This window comes from Vibrio albus (assembly GCF_003144035.1).
In the GTDB taxonomy this organism is placed as follows: Bacteria; Pseudomonadota; Gammaproteobacteria; order Enterobacterales; family Vibrionaceae; genus Vibrio; species Vibrio albus.
The window spans coordinates 191433-208546 of the sequence record NZ_QFWT01000007.1 but is presented as its reverse complement, the minus strand read 5'-3'; the positions used below and the strand labels follow the sequence as shown (position 1 = coordinate 208546).

The window sequence follows — 17114 nt, the reverse complement described above, 5'->3', positions numbered from 1 at the left end:
TTATTGTTCGCGCTCAAAAACAGTTACTAAGGTGCGACGCCCATTATCGTTAACAATAAGGTATGTGAATTTGGAAGTTGGATGCCCCCAAGCTTCTACATTGTCGGCAGTACCGTATTTTTTCGCTTTATGGGCCAAAACATTTGCAGGCAAATTTCGAATTCTCAACTCAGGATGTTTAAGTCGATTGACTAAACTCGCCCAGGGCTTTTTGGGATCTCCAGTGCTCAATCGCTCTTTATACTGTTCAACAGCGTGAGCGGTAACATAAACGGTCCCCATTGCTGGTGTTTCAACGGCATCATGCGTATTTGCATATTCCTGGCGATTTGCATCTAAGAGCACTGTTACACATGATTTTGGGTCGGCCATGAACTCACGACTTTGTGATACCTCTATTTGCACTCCAGCCATTCGGTTTTGAAGAAATGCTGCAAACTTTTGTGCATGTTTTTTCGTAGATTTACCACGGGCAAGCTTTTTGATTGCTCCCTTTGACACAACGAGTTTGTAGCCAGAACCAGAACCCGGCTCTCGACCCATTACTTTTTCTTCAAAGAGTAGGTATTGAATGGCTGATAATTCTGAAATCAAATCAGAATCTTCATGGGAAAAGTCGATTTTTACATCAAGAATTCCACTGCGTTTAGTGCCCACACGCCAGAATACTCGGCTCGTTTGGTCATCTAGTTTTTCAGAAAGAGTGGTTAGAATCATCATAGTCTTATCTCCGGTATTTAAGATCCCTTCCGGCATCGCCGTAAGGACCTCATTTAGTTAATATTCATACTTACTTTATCATGCTTTTTGAAAACGCAACCCCTCCCCTCCACTTTCACATGTGAAAGTCTAAGTAGAAATCCAGCTAGTACGCCCAACTGTCAAAATCTGTATGGGTGAGAATTTCACCGTCTTTGGCCGGACGAACATAAACACTTCCATAACCCCCTTCTGTTCCAATCGCGTAACACGCAATAGAAAATGCAATTTGAGGGTTAGGTATAGTGGCAACTATTTCTTCATTGATTGTTACGACAGAACAATGACCCGTGTACGAATCTGGCAACTCAGAAATTGCGGTTGCTGCATCGAGCGTTTCACTTCCATCCGATATCAGAATGCTCATATTTAGCTACCAAACTGTACTAAAATCCAAAGAAACTACCACCACCAGCAAGTCCTGCCGAATCGCCAACAACAGCAGCATAAATGGCAGCAGCTATTGCCGCAACGATGACAAACTTAACGATGGCAAAGCCAAAAGAGAACAGCCTCCATATTAAAAAGAACCCAATCACAGCAGCAATCCAGCGCCAATCAAAGGGTATATCACCTAAAGAACTATCAAGGGCTCTCTGAACTTCATATAGCCAGCCGTTTATCATATCCATAAGATCAATCTCCAGAGCATCATGCTCTTAGTGTACCGACATGACATTTTTTTAAGAGATGAGAACTTGCCCTTTTTTGTGCAAATTGAGGGACATGACAAAGAGCTACTTAGTAAAAGAGTGATCTGCTTTAGGATGGCAATCCTATTTGTGGTAAGTTGTGTTAAATTATCTACCACAATTCTATTTTGTGGTATCATTGATAACACAATTTACCAAAGGAGCACGACAATGGATATCTGGCACTATCCTCGTACACAGCTTGCTACGTTTATCCTTAACGGGATGGACAAAGGTCTTCTTCAACGTGTTTCAATCTTCGCTCCACGTAAGCGAGGAAAAACTCAATTCATTCAAAAAGATATCATTCCTATGGCTCGTGAACTTGGTGTCTTACCTATCTATGTAGATTTTTGGATGCAAAAAGACGACCCAGAAGGCATCTTCATTAAATCCGTCATTGATGCTTGTGAAAGGAATGAAGGATTTCTACATAAGCTTGGCAAAGCTCTCAACTTCAAAAAGTTAGGTTTTAGTGCAGCTGGTGGCAAAGTTGAAGTAGAGCGTTCTCAGGGAGAACTGAGAGCTGACTTGTTCGCTGTATTTCAACGCTTAAACGAGCTGGATATGCCTGTTTTACTGTTGCTTGACGAAGTTCAACATTTGGCTACTCGCAAAGAATTTGACTCGTTTACGGCAGCTCTACGCAGTTTTGTAGTGAACAGAGAGGATAACAACGTCAAATGCATCTTCACAGGTTCAAGTAGAGAGGGGTTAAGTCGCTTATTCAAAGACAACAAGGCTCCATTCTACAACTCCAGCCAAACCCAGATATTTGAAGAGCTGGATATGGATTTCGTTGAATTCGAGTTGGCCGCATTCAAAAATGTCACTGGTGGTGTCGAACTCGACAAACACAAAGCCCTAGAAATCTTAATCAAACAAAATCGCGCTCCCGCTCGGTTTGTTGAAATGTTAAAGAATATGGCCCTGAACATGGTTCATGACCTAGATATTGGTGTCCATCGTTATGACGTTGATCGTATCGAGTCAGAGGACCACTTTTCAAAAACATACGAACAACTGAAACCTATCGAAGTGGCGATCCTAAAGCTTGTTGCTGCCAATGAGTCAAAAGGTCTTTATACCAAAGCAGGACTAGACAAAGTAAAAGCTTTCACTGGCGACCCAGAAACAGACGTTACAAAATGGTCGGTGAAAAATGCAGTCACACGATTGAAGTCGCTTGAGCTAATTTACAGCCCAGAGCGTGGGAAGTTGGAAATTGAGAACCACGATTTTCGTGATTATATTCTTGAAAAATAAGTGCCTTTCGGCATGTTAAGACTATTAGCCCATGCTTCATGCGTGGGTTTTGTTTATGAGTTGTACTTCTATATTCTCAAACCCCATGTCTCTAACCTGATTTACCAGGATATCAAGCCTCCACACTCTCAAGTCACTGGTTCTTCCATGTCTAATTGCATACGCGATTCCTTTACCACTATCAATCCCAACCAAATGAAACTTGTTAGGATGCAGTTTAGATTCCTGCGCAATTAGTTTGGTCATTGTTCGAGTCTCCGCGAGACGGCGGAACTCACCTTCTTTTACTTGATGAAAAACGACTCCAGACATACATATCACCATTATGTTGACTACATATGCTCATTATGTCGATTTAAAGGGGGAAATCAAAGAGGTTTTATTGCTGGGGCACGATAAGTAATAAGCTGAGGTTCGAAGCAGAAACGCCATCAGCCAGGTCAGTGATGTAATTTTGCACAAACTTTAACTAATTGTCCAAAGTCTCAAACACATCCCCCAGCAATATAGCACAATTAGTTCAACTGACAATATTAGCCCCTACCAGTTGAAGCGTGTCAGTGAGGGAACCACCACTAGCATCAAGCCCTAAGCGGTCAACGGTTTCACTACTAACAAGAGCTTGTACAACATTGGCAAAGTCGCGTGAGCTTAATTGTTCAATACTAAGCTTTGTCTTACAGCTACTTTCCACTGCGGCCTTGTATTGAATGGTGTATTTCGCGTTAACTGGGGCCATAGAGTGCATCGCCATTAGATACGCATCAACTTCTGTTTTAGGGAAAACATCCGCTTGAGCTGAAAATGCAGTTAACGTCGCTAGCAGTAGTCCAATTTTCTTCATCATTCTTGTTCCTGTTACATTGTTCAAAGTGGCATTATTTACTCGACTGATTTTCAAGCTAAATATTACATTCAGTCAAGCACTTATCACTTTTCGAACATGGGTAGTAATTCCTGAACGCTTTTTTCACAAGCGGCTTGTCTACGGCCACTTTCGTAAAAGTAAGCCCATAGACTTTGTGGCATCCCCTCAAGAAACTCGATAGGAAAAGGATTAGGTGTTTTAGCCCAATAGTTTTGCTTCTGGTCAGAATAACCTTGTCGTTGCGCATCTTGCTGAAATAACGTGTACAACGCTTTTAGTTCATCATCATTATAGAAACAATGATAATTACCACCAACTAGTTGGTTAGTCCCTAGTTCTATCCATAGAGGATACCGGGAAGAACTACCGAAACAAATTAACTGATACTGTGGCTTCGATTGTCTTACCTCATCTTCACAAAGCTCTACTTTGCTGGTGGTAAATGTGTCTTTCCCTATTAAAAATGGATTGTATTGATACTGACTAGCCATTTTATCTCCTTGATATTCATATTCGCGCTGGGTTTGCCCGGTTCCGGCATCCACCTCGGCCAATAACTCGCCATCGAGGCCGTAAACATAGAGCACATCTACGCCACCAGCTGGCTTAACCCGCCTTATGTTCCAGCGAAGAACCTCATCACTTCCGCTGGGTAATGGAATAGGTGCCCACCCTTGTCGAAGAACAAGAACCAAATAGAAGCTGCCACACAGAGTACCCCCGCAAGAATCATTTCTATTGATGTTCTCGAATAAATAGTAAGCCTGCTCCTATTATCGAATTTAATCACCCTGTGTTTAAATAAAGCCACACACCCAACATATATACATCTTATCCCTGTAGGAAACGCAATAAACACAACGCCAACCGTCATAAATGTATATAAAAACATATCTACCCAGTTATTGATTTCCATAAGCTGTCCCCAAAGCCGCGCTAATAAATCGCCATCTAGGCCATAAAGATAGAGCACATCCACGCCACCAGCGTCACCCGCCTTATGTTCCAGCGAAGAACCTCATCACTTCCGCTGGGTAATGGAATAGGTGCCCACCTTTGTCGAAGAACAAGAACCAAATAGAGAACGCGATTGCAAAAACTCCCACACCTACAATCTCAAAAACATTCTTGCCAAGACGATAAATGTCTGTCCCTTTGTCATACTTGATTTTTTTATGCTTTATCACACCTGCGATACCCACATAAGTAAAATTTATTCCCAACGGAATAAGAACCACAATTACCCCTATGAAGTAGGCTGTATATAGGTAAAAATCTACCCAATTATTGATTTCCAAAAGCTGCTCCTCTTACCGCCCACCTCGCTTAGCGAAATACCCTAGCTTTTTCAGGCCAGGCAGATATTTTCTTTTAAACATCAGCGCTCCTGGAACAATGGATAATGCGTAGCAGACAAAAAAGTAGACGAAGTATATGTCGTCGGCTTTAACCATGTTACGAAATTCGCTTGTGAAATCTGCGCTCCAAAACAATGGCGATACAAGAAGTGCAGCAAAAAATAAGTATGCCGACCCTCCTCCTATCACCCTAACTACCTTTGCAGATCTTCCTGTCATAGAAAGGATACCGGCATAAGCAATAAATCCAGCGACAAACACCAGCGAGTACGTCAAAAAAAAGCGCGGTATTAAGCCAGATCATTTCCTGGCACCATTCTTTTTCTGTCTGATGAATTGGAATAGAGCTTGGATTCCACCAACTCCGCCCATGACAGCCCCTATAATAAAAAACGCCCAAAAAACCATTTCGTACTTAGATTCGTTCTCATATAGCTCAAATATCTGCGCAAGCCATTGCGCGATAAATCCTCCAATTGACCCAATCCCCACTCCTATAAGAAAGATGGGAACAACAAATATCAAAATGAATGTTGTAATGCTTCTATTTTTCATAGCTGAAACCCTTATGGTAGATTGGCAATCACATTACTTGCTACGTTCCCGGATGTAACACCCAGCGCGACCCATTAGGCCATAAAGATAGAGCACATCTACACCACCAGCAGGCTTAACCCGCTGGTGGGCCAGTCAGCTAAAGAGAAATCCGACACCAACACTTACCAATATCAAACTGCCGTTGGAACAATGCCAGAGCCTGAACCACACCATCAACTGCCTAAAAAAAATGTCATTACTTCCATTGGATAGAGAAATAAATTTCCGCCTTTAGCAAAAAACAAATACCAAACAGAAAAAATAGCGGAACCCCCCCCAGCAATACATACTTCAAGTACGTTTCTTGCAAAGAAATACTTGTAGTGCTTTCTTTCATATTTAGGTAGTCTCATTTTTATTAGGTTCTTCAATGTTAACCAAAGAAAAATAGCCCCTACAGGTAGGATAATCACCACCACCCCAAAAAAATAAATTGTGTATATAATAAAATCGAACCAACTATTGATTTCCATAAACAGTCCCCAAAGCCGCGCCAATAACTCGCCATCTAGGCCATAAAGATAGAGCACATCCACGCCACCAGCAGGCTTAACCCCGCTGGTGGGCCAGTCAGCCAAAGAAAAATCCGACACCAACACTTCCCAATAAAAGAAGAGAAAAAACAAACTGAAACAAGGTTATCTTGTTCCGGAGATAGTTATTTACAAGCAAAGGAATTGGTGTCACAACCAAAATAAACACGCCTGCTTTAGCTATCAGGGACATTATATCCCCAACTCCATTGTTAACCTCGTTAACATAGAGCAATGCACCAATAGCAAAGACAACAATCAAAGCTATCAGGCTATATGCACCAAATATCACAATCTTCTGAAAAAACTTTTCACTATTCACCTGAACACCCACATTTATCTTTTGATCCAAACGATGCCGCAATCCCACCAGTGACACCACCCGCTACAACACTTCCTGTTATTGCCCTGCCATCAGCATTGAAGACCTCTTGTGTTTTTTTGTGCTTATACAGGAACAATGTGTACCATCTGCGCTCTGTCACAGTAATGTATTTACTTGGGAACAAGGATTTACCTAAGACTTGTCCGGCCTTACCAGATAGCGCAGCTATTCCGCCAGCCATCCCCATACTTGAGTAGCTAAACTCATCTCCAACGAAATATTGCTCTGCAACATTACCCGCTAAAGCAATTAAGGCTCCGTCGATTACAGATGCTCCAGAGCTAATCGCACCAGCACCAGCACCTATAGCGATAGAAGCTAGATATTCAGCTCCTGAAATACTTCCACATTTATATTTTTCCCAGTAACTAAAAGCAGAAACCCCTCCACCAGCAATAAATCCCGCTAACTGTGGAACAAACTGCCCGGTGGGATCACTCCATACCAAAGGATTTCCACGCACATACCCATAGGTATCCATTCCATCGAACAAGCCAAGGCGGTCTGATTGCAGGTAACGCCCCAGAGACGGGTCATAGTACCGATGCCAGTTGTAGTGAAGCCCAGTCTCTGCGTCGTAATACTGGCCGGGGAAACGTAAGTTGAATTTGATTTGTTCTGTCGTGACAGTCGCTTTGCCGAACGGAGAGTAACTGGCTTTCCATACCGTGGCCCCTGTTTCATCGGTCAATGCTTGCGGCGTACCCAAATGATCGTTATGGACGTGATAAACAGTGCCATCCACCAGGTAAGCCACCAGCTGGCCGTCAAGCCAAACATATTCGCGCTGGGTTTGCCCGGTTCCGGCATCCACCTCAGCCAATAACTCGCCATCGAGGCCGTAAACATAAAGCACATCCACACCACCAGCGTAACCTGCCTTATGTTCCAGCGAAGAACCTCATCACTTCCGGAAGGTAATGTAAGAGGTGGCCACCTTTATCGAAGAACAGAAACCAAATAGAAGCTCCAATACAGAAAATACCTAAAAGAACTAGCTCTATAGATGTGTTTGCATACACTGACACATTGCTATCTTTTTTGAATTTCACAATCTTGTATTTAAATAGTGCAACAAGACCTACATAAAGGCATCTTATCCCTAATGGAATTGCTATAAGCAACCCACCTAAAGTCATGAATGTGTACAAAACAAAGTCAAGCCAATTATTGATTTCCAATTGTTGTTCCCCCAGCAGAACCTATAGCCGAACCATACGATTCGTAGTTAAAACTAACCCTTTTTTCAAATCCACCCCGATTATGTCTCGTGGTCTCAAAATATTTTTGCCTAATATTCCCCCTCCAAAACCAACTGCTCCACCAAACGAGCCAAGAATTGCACTTCTTCCTACCTGATATAAATCAAGGCTCTTTTGATACCTTTGATCACAACCAGAAGACTTTTCAGTTAACTGAATATACATATTGCCAATAGCGCCTGATGATGCACCAAAAAATACAGCTCTCCTTAGAGTGCTTCCAAACCCTCCAAGTGTCCCCGTAGCACCAGCCACAAGAAGTCGCCCCGCATCAAACGAACCAGTTTGATATTGTCTGTATCCTTCAAAGCCTATGTTAACCATTGCCCCAATAATTTGCGGAACCCATAAACCAGTAGGATCGGTGTAAATAGCAGGATTATTCAATGCATAGGCATAGGTGTTAATCCCACCAGCCAGCCCTATTGGGTCACTGGTGATATACATCCCTGTATTCGGGTCATAGTAGCGATGCCAGTTGTAGTGAAGCCCAGTCTCAGCGTCGTAATATTGGCCGGGGAAACGTAAGTTGAACTTGATTTGTTCTGTCGTGACAGTCGCTTTGCCGAACGGAGAGTAACTGGCTTTCCATACCGTGGCTCCGGTCTCATCGGTCAATGCTTGCGGCGTACCCAAATGATCGTTATGGACGTGGTAGACGGTGCCATCGACTAGGTAAGCCACCAGCTGGCCGTCAAGCCAAACATATTCGCGCTGGGTTTGCCCGGTTCCGGCATCCACCTCAGCCAATAACTCGCCATCGAGGCCGTAAACATAAAGCACATCCACGCCACCAGCTGACTTCCTCACTCGTTGATGAGCACTGTTATAGTGATAGATTGATGTTTCGCCATTGACCGTAGCCTCAGTCAATCTATTGAAAGCATCATAGACAAAGACATCCGTTCCTCGGCCAATCGTGTTTCCGTTTGCATCATAGCTGTAGGTGATCGAGCCAATACTTGTTTTGGTTAGGCGATTGCTATTGAACACAATGCTGTACGAATCTTTCACGCCGTCGCGGTAGATAGCCGTCCGGTTGCCGTTGTAGTTGTAGGTGTACTCTCGGGTCCCGTAACCACCAGTAGCCTCAATCAAGCGGCTCAGCTTGTCGTAATTGAAAGTTTGGCTATAGCTACTATCCATTAAGTCTGTAATTGAATCGACATTGCTATTGGCCGTATAGAGATAACTGCGGTGCATTGCACCAGCAACCTGTACAGACTCCAATTGATAGTTCATGTCGTAATGGCGCTCTTCCCAAAGCCCATTTCCATGAGTCAGATCAGTTACAGGCCCAAAAGGTTTCCGTACCAAGTCAGAGACTAATGTTCTGCTGTTAACACCATTCTTCAATGTAACGCCAATGACCTCACCAGCTACATTTCGCTGATATACCGCTTTGCGGCCACTCGGGTACTCGATACTCACCAACTGCCCTGCACCATCATAGGTGTAATTGGTTAACAAGGTGCGGCCATCCACAATTAGTTCTTGGCTGGCTATCTCACCACTGGCTGTGTAACTGTATTTTGATACGCCAGAAGCGTCTGTAATGGAAGTAAGCTGCCCTACCCCATACAGCGCTTCTGGCTCATCGTAGCGGAATGTCACACTAGCATTAGGTTGACCATCCACAGTGATTGAAGAAAGGCGATTAAGCGCGTCGTAGTGATAAGTGAAAACCTGACCTTTGGCATCTGTTTTACCGATCAGGTTTCCAGCCTTGTCATAAGTGTAATGAGCCGTGCCTGTGTCTGGGCTTTGTACTGAGAGAACATCGCCATATCCGTTGTATGAATAGTAAGTTCTCCGCCCTCTTGGATCAGTGACTCTCGTTACTAAGGCATTATCGTTATACTGCATTGCAGTGGCGCGGTTAACAGGGTCAATTGATTGGAGCAGGTTGCTAAAACCATCATAGCGGTAGGCATAAGCATTTCCAGAAGGATCAACTTTGCCAGTCAGGTTGGCTGTCTTGTCATAGGAATAGGTATAAACATTGCCCGTTCCATTTGTTGTTGACGAAAGCCAACCATTCAAAGTGTAACTATGCAGTTGCTTCCAGTGAGCAATACCACTGTTATCTTTCAGCTCAACTTGCTCAATATTTCCTAGTAAATCTCGATTAATGCTTTGTCTATTTCCATTTGCATCAATCACGGCCATAAGCTGCTGAGCTGCATCGTACTCATAAGTGAAAGTGCTGTTGGTTGGTAAGGTGATAGATACCAAGAGTCCTGATTCATCGTAAGAGCACAATGTAGTTCCGTCTGGACCAGTAGAAGAAATCAATTGACCTAACGTGTTGTAGTTAAGCGAGTAGCTTACTCCATTGGCATCTGTGACGCTCTGAGCCCTTCCATGAGCATCGTAATTGTCAAATGACACTACGTGCCCAAGAGAGTTGATAACTCGGCTTAGGTTGGCTTGAGCGTCGTATTCAAAGCGCGTTACATCATCAACATCCACCCGAGGACCATCCACTGATTTCAGTTGTCCAGGAACACCGAGAGAGTCTGGATAATATTCAAATGTCCACTGCCTGACATCTGAGTTGGTTCGGTCAATCAATTTAAGCGTTAACAGCCGCTGGTGGTCGTCATAGGTAAATTCTTGGACCAAGTATGACGATGTAATTTTGGTTGGTTTTGGGAACTCTGAATGCCATTGTGTTGTGATCGTATCACCAGTCGAGCTTGTCCTCGAAATTTCAAGTCCTCTTTGGTCATATTGGTAAGAGAATGATTGGCCTTCTTCATTGATAATAGACTTCAACTCACCGTTGGCATCGTAGCCAAACGACTTCGTACCACCAGCAAAACCAGTACATGCAGCACCCTGTATACTGTCAGGCTTTAGTTTTCCGTTATAACGACTAAACAGATAATGTTGTTCGTGACCTAGAGCATTCGTTACCGTAACCGAGCCATCAGGGTTGTATGTAACACTTGTCCTATCAACACCACTGCTATGTTCGCTAAGAACAGCGCGACCCGAAGGATCATAAGACCACGTAGCAAATCTGCTTCCCTTTTCATCCGTAAGGCCAGTCAAAAGGCTTGGGTTTAAACTGTCTTCATAGTGGTAACGTCGCTGATTGGCATCCGGTTTATGCACTGCAACTAACAATTCATTCGAATAATCGTAAGAGAAGATTTGTCCAGCAGGGTCGATCATCTTTATGATCTTCCCTTGATCATAACTAAACCTTAAAGTCCGGCCAAAACTGTCAGAAACAGAGTCTAACTTACCGTTGGTATAATTCAGATCCAGCTCATTTCCCGATGGATGAACAATACGTATCAACTGACCATTACTATCATATAGTTCGACAACACCATCAGCTCTCTGATATCTCCAACCAGAATCTTTGTATAACCGATCATCACTTTTCCATGTTGTCATCCAAACCGCATTTGTCCGGTAGAATGCTAACTCTTTCCCATCTGGCCGATGCAAGACAACCATATTCTCTCCGTGACTTTCTTTGTCAAAAATCACTTTGTTTGAATAGTTGTGGCTCCATCCAATACCAACATCGCTTTGTTTACCACTCAACGCTAACTGGCTGTTGTAATGTCTTGTGAATACAAGAGGCTCCATACCAGCGCTTACATAATCGGTTTCTTGCTGATATTTATTACCAGTAGCTAGGTTGATAGGGTTTCCAACGCACAATTCTGTCTCTGGTTTACCAAGATCTCTATTGAGAAGTGGAGAATCAGTCATCTCCCCAGGAATTATGAATTTTGTCAGTGTAGTTCCAGAGAGAGCTCCAAAGTAACAAGTGTCAGGGTCATAACTACCTGGAGCATCACTACGATGCATACACAGCCATGAGATTAGTCTTCCATCACTATACGTTTCACTCGGGTATAGCTTTTCACTCACATAGCTGTGTGTGCTTGCGAGCTCGTTAATTCTATAGTCCCTTAAAAATTCATGCGCTTGCTCTGGGAGATCAAATCTCATTGCATCAATTTCTGAACTACCACTGGCATTGATACGCCACTGAGCAGAAACAGCACTAGGAACTATAAGTGCTAACAAACAAGCTCTTGCAATTAAGTTAGTATGAAAATGATCCACTGGTTTCTAAAGTCCATTAATTACCTTCTACACGGACTCTATTATCAACTTAATCAAAGAGATTAACTTCATGCTTAACTGCCCTATACGGGCGCATACAGACATGAAACAATGGCTAATATGGAAGCGGGTTTTAATTGAATCGCTCGACTTTGTTTTACTGCTCATAGCAGTGAAACGAAGTTGAGTGATCAGCGAAGCCGCATCAGCGGTGAACGCTACTGATCATATATAGATCCATAGGATCATAAGATCATGCAGCGTGTTAGGTAGCTTAATATCAGGAAATTTCCTAACTTTAAGCTTTGTTTCTGTAAGCTAAAGCTTAATATTAGGAAATTGAAGCTTAATATTAGGAAGTTCATCTCTATCACATAGCTTAATATTAGGAAACACACCTATATCTAAGCTTAAAATGAGGAAACGCCTTAATCCGTATATATAGCTTAATTTTAGGAAAAAGGCGTTAAGCAATAGCTTAATTTAAGGAATTGGATTACTTGGAGGACTTACCAGTACGAAGTTCGGAGAGCTCTGATGCCATGCCACCACCAAATGGGCCATGACTGGTTTGTTGGGCCAAGCGCTTCGATTCCTCAGATAGAAGGGAGTCATCTCTGTGTATCAATCCTGGCTCTTCTGAAAGACGCGATAACCGTCTTTTAACTGGTTTATCTGCTCCTGGCTTTTTCTCATTATCACTATCACCGTCTAATTGATCATTTCTAAGTTGGATAACGACTTCTTGATCAACGTGCAATAGTGAATTGTTACTCCAGTGCAGCCTTATCGGTTTTCTCCACTGCTGGTCAAAAGGCACATAGTTAGCTTTGATATGACGCAAACGAGTCTCTTGTACCGTTCCATCTTTCTTGTCTATCAACTGATCTAAATACAGATGAAGTTTTGACTTTGAGAGAGTGGAAGATAAACCAGAGCCAGAGACGCTGTTGATTATCTCCTTTCCTCTGCTCACATCTTTTGTCGGATGGTGAACAACAAGAACCGCGACATTCGCTTCATTGGCAAGCCTCTCCAAAGCAATTCTGATGTAATAGTCATCATCTACTACGTCAGCTGAGCCAATTGCATCACGCAATGTATCTATAACTACCAAGTCGTACCCTTTGGCCGTGGCAATAAGTTTTTCCAGTGCACTGGATGCTTCTTCCCACTCTTTAGTATGTTTAGATGAGCCTGAACTACAAATTGGATCAGAATGCTTGTATATCCCAATGCTCGATTTTAATCGGTCTTTGATGCTGGTGGAGAACTCAGTCAAATGTGCTTTGATACGCGGAAGTGTTCCGGGCAAGGAATCTTCGATCGGCCATATCAAAGTTCTAAGCACTTTGTTTTCCTCATCCCGTACACCAATTAATGGGTACTCTGGCAAAGCCATCTCATAAGCTATTGATAAAGACAAATAGCTCTTACCAGAATCAGGTGGAGCGATCAGAAATCCGACACTGCCTCGAAACAAACCTTTCAAAATCTGTTCTTTGTTGGAATTGGCTAAACTTTCATTAATGTCTTCTTCGCTTAGAGCGATAACATCCTCATTGTGGAGTGTTGTTGTCATGTCGTTACCTCTTCTTTCTCTTCATCGCCCAGGTACAACAGCATAATATCTTGCTTACCATCGTCACGTACTTTCTCTTGGAGTAGCAATCGGAAATCTCGCAATAACACATCCTTTTTCAAAATGACTTCGGCCATAGTGTTATTGATATGGCGACTCAGATGCTGTTTAGACACTCTAACCTTGTTGGCATAGTAATCTTTAATAAGGTGACTCAGATACTTACCATGTACATATTCACGCTTATGAGCATCAATATATTTACAGAAGTCAGTAACAGCATGTTTGCCCGTTAGCTGCGGGTAGACTTTTAAAAAACGTTTCCGGCTAATAGCTCCCTCTTGTCGCAAAGACGCAGTGAAAGTCTTATGCACTCCAACTATGAAGTGAGTGATCGTATCTGCCCTGATAGATCCTTTATTTTTAATCCCATCCAGAACCAGCAATGGAATGTAGTTGCTGTCCACCAGCTTCATTCGCGTGTGGTAGTGAGGTAGCGTTTCACCATCCTTCTCGTAATCCAAGACCAGTAACATTTGTGATAGCCTTTGAAGTCTTGTCATTACTGTGTTCTTGTTGGCCTTTTGATTTTTCAGGTTCAAGAACTCAAACAGTGTTGTGAAGTCACAAAGGAAGTAGTCGTATACCCCACTAAACATTTTTGTATCGAGAAGGTTGTGGTATTGGTGTGACAACTTATCCAGTTCGACATTAATCTGCGCGAGCTCAATAGCCTGGCGAAGCGTTAAGCCAGATAGGTCTACGTACATCCCCCCTACACTAACGATCCCTTCCAGTAGATGTCTGTCATCGGCCAAGCAGACAGCACTGTATACGTCGATTCTAACGGCATCGAATTCACGTTTATTAGTCCCCTTCTTCCAGTATGGCTTTGACAAGCTGGTGGATAGAAGAGGCTTTTGTGCCAGTAGCTGTTGCTCAAGTTCAGCCTTGTTACCACTGATCCTTGTAATTAAGTCTCGCGGAATTCTACCTGGCAAAAAGATGCAATCCATTAACGTAGTAGTCGATGGCCTGCTGCCAAATGCCTCGTTGACTATCTCAGCAGGGAAATACCCTTCTAAATTGTCTGTGTTACTACTCATTTTTTAATACCGTAATGTTTTTTTGAAGCATACCACATACCTTAAAAAGAGGAAAACAAGCCAAATAGATGTGATTTATACCTTAAAAAAGGACAATAGAACGCTTTACATTTCACGTTATAGCTTAATTTTAGGAAATGTTCGACCATACCTTAATTTTAGGAAAAGCCAGATCACGCTCTTAGGCATTGCTACATAAGACTTTCACATGTGAAAGTGGGCTAAGCGTGTTTCTGGGTCACGGTTGCATTTTTTAATTCCATGATATTATGGAAGTGTAAGTTGAATTGAATGAGGGCTTGACGGTGATGCCGAGATAGCTTTCCAGAGTCAATTAAGGAGACGAAAAATGAGACACATACTTAACCTAGTTGCTTTAGCAGTGATTCTTCTTGGCGTTGCTATGATTGAAACTAACGATAATCAATGGGGTTTGGCTGTAATCAGCGTAGCGGTTGTTTTCTGGTTGATGCCTCTGCTTAGGCTTGTTCATAAAAATGCAGTAGTAATGGTCGTCTTTTGGTCTGGCGTAGCTTACTTTTCATGGCAGGTTGCCGTAGTTGCTCTTTTGGCGTTTGTTGTTTTTTCGGCCACAGCTTCAATCAAGCGCGTTCCAAATACTCCTGCTATTAAAAAGCAACGGTTTATAGTTAATCCTTCTTCTGGTCTGGTGATGAAGAACAAACACTTTGATATCGCTGGCAATGGATTTGCCATTCTCTAGGAGCCATCCTTGCCTCCTAGAGCCCTTAGCAATCTACTTCCACTGAGCCGAGATTGGCAATCTCAATTCTCGTATGACTTTTCCCGTTTGCACTAACAGCTGATATGAGTATATGAGCTGACAATTCAGCTGACTCGTCCATAGTTAAGCCTTGCTCAATACAACTCTGAATGAACATTTCCGCAAGCTCTTTCTTTTTAGGGTCCATTCTATTTGTTCTCCGTGATAGTAATTGCCATAGTTAGATGCTGATTTTCGCTCTCTGGCGCACCTTTTTTAAAAGGAATGATATAGCCGGATTCTGGAAAACCTTCGGCTACCGTGTAAACAGTATCGCTCCCCTCTTCTGTTGGCTTTTGGGCAAATAAAGCTAAAGCTTGCCCTTGATGCTCTTCGTTTAGTAGCCAGAAGGATTGGTTTTCATGTGTGTGTAGCTCTCCATTTGGATGACGCACAAGATATTGTTCAGAGCCATATGCGTCACGCTTCTCTCGTACTTGAACGATATAACCAACAGCATGGTCGAAATCATACTCACTACACATATGTACGACAGGCCCTTTGCTGAACCTGTCGAACATCCTGGTTATTGCACCAACGGCTTAGTCCTGCTTTATCACATTGCTCTGGCATTCTTGCTATCCCAGATTTTTTTGATGTTGCAGAGTATTGAAACGCAACTTGCTTTTAACCAAGCAAAATGTGGCACCTAAGATGGTGCTTGCGGCTAAATAAGCAACGGAGATAAGCGTGATGCGATCCCAATCTAAAGGTGAAGTAGAACCAGTAAAATGGGTTACAGCAGCAAACTCCAGAGCCAGGACTAAAATACAAAGCATGGATACAACCAGTGTGCTTGGTGTGTTTGAAGGTTTGTTCATAATGTACTCTCCAGTAATCACGAGTTTATTTAACACTTCGACCGACACAGGCCAAAGCAGGATTCATCCAAAAGCCAGCAAACGAGCTAAACAACTCAGCTTGTGTTCGCACGTACTCTAAAATTAAGTCACATGCAACCCAACGTCGCCCCGCTCTCTCCGCTGCCAGTCCGGTTTTATTGCTACCAGAAAAGAGATCAACCACCAGCTCATCTTCATTGGTTAGGAACTCAATAGCGAATGATGGAATGTCTGTAGGAAACATTGCAGGGTGTGGTGGTAAACCCAATTCCTTGGCTATCTTCCTTACTGCTGATGTATCAGCACAACGATGACCTCGTTGGATTATGTTTTTAGGGATCTTGCCTTGCGTTTTATTGGAAAAGGCATTCCCTCTTAATCGGTAAGCACCATCACCGTAAGTAGCGATACGACTATCGCCCCCTTGTTCGAGTAATTTCTTATGTTGCTCAGTGTGCTCTACCAAAACTCTTCGGTTATCAGAGCGAACTCGGTCTGGATCGTTCGTAAACCAGTAAACAGGTTCCCACGCGGAACAAAGCTGCATACGGTTAACGCAAGCCCATTGGGTTGGAGCTGGTGGCTTGGATGTGTTTATCCAGGGCCAACGGTCCATTAATGAAAGCCCTAATCGATCATTTAGAGCTAAGACCATACGTTCAAGGTAAGTTGAACGCGAAGGGCGTTTACTTTCAAAAATGTCGTTACTCACGTTGAGTACCACAGAACCCCCTGGCACCAAGTTTTCTACAATTGGTTCCAAAGACTCGGTGATAAAGTCCACCCATGCCTGTTCACTAACATTCCCATACCCGCGCTCGATTTTTAAAGGATACGGAGGGGATGTCACACAAAGGTGGATCGGTTCTCCAAGCTCTGTGAATACCTTTTTGCTATTTCCCCAAATAGCGATGCCTAGATTTGTTGAATATGCGACAAGCTTTACTTCGCCCATTGCTTCATGAAGCCCTTTTTTATTTTTGTTTGC

Annotated in this window: 20 protein-coding genes; 2 read left to right on the top strand and 18 right to left on the bottom strand. The window is 43.0% G+C overall.

What is annotated here, in order from left to right; genetic code table 11:
• The 3 genes from DI392_RS13930 to DI392_RS13920 all read right to left on the bottom strand — a co-directional run bounded on the left by DI392_RS13930 (position 1) and on the right by DI392_RS13920 (position 1391).
• Positions 1-720 carry a hypothetical protein gene (locus DI392_RS13930; RefSeq protein WP_032073007.1) on the bottom strand — a complete coding sequence of 240 codons (720 nt, stop codon included), beginning with the start codon at positions 718-720 and terminating at the stop codon, positions 1-3.
• A gap of 145 nt (positions 721-865) precedes the next feature.
• Positions 866-1126 (bottom strand): hypothetical protein, encoded by a 261-nt coding sequence (locus DI392_RS13925; protein ID WP_046224235.1) that lies wholly within the window; start codon positions 1124-1126, stop codon positions 866-868.
• Between the two features lie 19 nt (positions 1127-1145).
• Positions 1146-1391, bottom strand: a complete 246-nt coding sequence (locus tag DI392_RS13920) for a hypothetical protein (RefSeq protein ID WP_046224236.1) — start codon at positions 1389-1391, stop codon at positions 1146-1148.
• 231 nt (positions 1392-1622) lie between these two features.
• Between DI392_RS13920 and DI392_RS13915 the strand changes: the two genes are divergently transcribed.
• Positions 1623-2717, top strand: coding sequence for an ATP-binding protein (locus DI392_RS13915; protein WP_046224237.1), 1095 nt, complete (start codon positions 1623-1625; stop codon positions 2715-2717).
• A 36-nt stretch (positions 2718-2753) separates the two neighbouring features.
• On the opposite strand, the gene DI392_RS13910 is transcribed toward DI392_RS13915, so the two are convergent.
• The 11 genes from DI392_RS13910 to DI392_RS13845 all read right to left on the bottom strand — a co-directional run bounded on the left by DI392_RS13910 (position 2754) and on the right by DI392_RS13845 (position 14395).
• Positions 2754-3029: a hypothetical protein gene (locus tag DI392_RS13910; protein WP_014386655.1), complete on the bottom strand. Its 276-nt coding sequence runs from the start codon at positions 3027-3029 to the stop codon at positions 2754-2756.
• A 208-nt stretch (positions 3030-3237) separates the two neighbouring features.
• Positions 3238-3564 carry a hypothetical protein gene (locus DI392_RS13905; protein ID WP_226977600.1) on the bottom strand — a complete coding sequence of 109 codons (327 nt, stop codon included), beginning with the start codon at positions 3562-3564 and terminating at the stop codon, positions 3238-3240.
• 83 nt (positions 3565-3647) lie between these two features.
• Positions 3648-4280: a hypothetical protein gene (locus DI392_RS13900; RefSeq protein WP_128740502.1), complete on the bottom strand. Its 633-nt coding sequence runs from the start codon at positions 4278-4280 to the stop codon at positions 3648-3650.
• 303 nt (positions 4281-4583) lie between these two features.
• Positions 4584-4883, bottom strand: coding sequence for a hypothetical protein (locus DI392_RS13890; protein ID WP_046224239.1), 300 nt, complete (start codon positions 4881-4883; stop codon positions 4584-4586).
• A gap of 360 nt (positions 4884-5243) precedes the next feature.
• Positions 5244-5498 (bottom strand): hypothetical protein, encoded by a 255-nt coding sequence (locus DI392_RS13880; RefSeq protein WP_046224241.1) that lies wholly within the window; start codon positions 5496-5498, stop codon positions 5244-5246.
• A gap of 215 nt (positions 5499-5713) precedes the next feature.
• Positions 5714-6133, bottom strand: a complete 420-nt coding sequence (locus tag DI392_RS13875) for a hypothetical protein (protein WP_342749707.1) — start codon at positions 6131-6133, stop codon at positions 5714-5716.
• The gene (locus tag DI392_RS13870; protein WP_104975143.1) at positions 6111-6395 is read right to left on the bottom strand and encodes a hypothetical protein; all 285 of its coding nucleotides are present in this window, start codon (positions 6393-6395) and stop codon (positions 6111-6113) included. Before DI392_RS13870 ends, DI392_RS13875 begins: the two co-directional genes overlap by 23 nt.
• Positions 6388-7314, bottom strand: a complete 927-nt coding sequence (locus DI392_RS13865) for an RHS repeat-associated core domain-containing protein (protein ID WP_226977601.1) — start codon at positions 7312-7314, stop codon at positions 6388-6390. The genes DI392_RS13870 and DI392_RS13865 overlap by 8 nt, the downstream gene beginning before the upstream one ends.
• 346 nt (positions 7315-7660) lie before the next feature.
• Positions 7661-11773 carry an RHS repeat-associated core domain-containing protein gene (locus tag DI392_RS13855; protein WP_109320326.1) on the bottom strand — a complete coding sequence of 1371 codons (4113 nt, stop codon included), beginning with the start codon at positions 11771-11773 and terminating at the stop codon, positions 7661-7663.
• 535 nt (positions 11774-12308) lie between these two features.
• On the bottom strand, positions 12309-13394 hold the full coding sequence (locus DI392_RS13850) for an AAA family ATPase (RefSeq protein ID WP_046224244.1): 1086 nt from the start codon (positions 13392-13394) through the stop codon (positions 12309-12311).
• Entirely contained in the window at positions 13391-14395 is a 1005-nt protein-coding gene (locus DI392_RS13845) for a hypothetical protein (protein ID WP_236579302.1), read from the bottom strand. Before DI392_RS13845 ends, DI392_RS13850 begins: the two co-directional genes overlap by 4 nt.
• 454 nt (positions 14396-14849) lie before the next feature.
• Between DI392_RS13845 and DI392_RS13840 the strand changes: the two genes are divergently transcribed.
• A complete protein-coding gene (locus DI392_RS13840) occupies positions 14850-15224 on the top strand; it encodes a hypothetical protein (RefSeq protein ID WP_052715035.1) in 375 nt (124 codons plus the stop codon).
• A 25-nt stretch (positions 15225-15249) separates the two neighbouring features.
• Here the strand turns inward: DI392_RS13840 and DI392_RS13835 are convergent, their stop codons facing one another.
• From DI392_RS13835 to DI392_RS13820, 4 genes are all read right to left on the bottom strand, one after another.
• Positions 15250-15432 (bottom strand): hypothetical protein, encoded by a 183-nt coding sequence (locus DI392_RS13835; protein WP_032073051.1) that lies wholly within the window; start codon positions 15430-15432, stop codon positions 15250-15252.
• 1 nt (position 15433) lies between these two features.
• Positions 15434-15769: a hypothetical protein gene (locus DI392_RS13830; RefSeq protein ID WP_181382977.1), complete on the bottom strand. Its 336-nt coding sequence runs from the start codon at positions 15767-15769 to the stop codon at positions 15434-15436.
• Positions 15770-15862: 93 nt separating this feature from the next.
• On the bottom strand, positions 15863-16105 hold the full coding sequence (locus tag DI392_RS13825; RefSeq protein ID WP_014386860.1) for a hypothetical protein: 243 nt from the start codon (positions 16103-16105) through the stop codon (positions 15863-15865).
• 25 nt (positions 16106-16130) lie between these two features.
• On the bottom strand, positions 16131-17081 hold the full coding sequence (locus DI392_RS13820) for a DNA-methyltransferase (RefSeq protein WP_046224247.1): 951 nt from the start codon (positions 17079-17081) through the stop codon (positions 16131-16133).
• Positions 17082-17114: the final 33 nt, after the last annotated feature.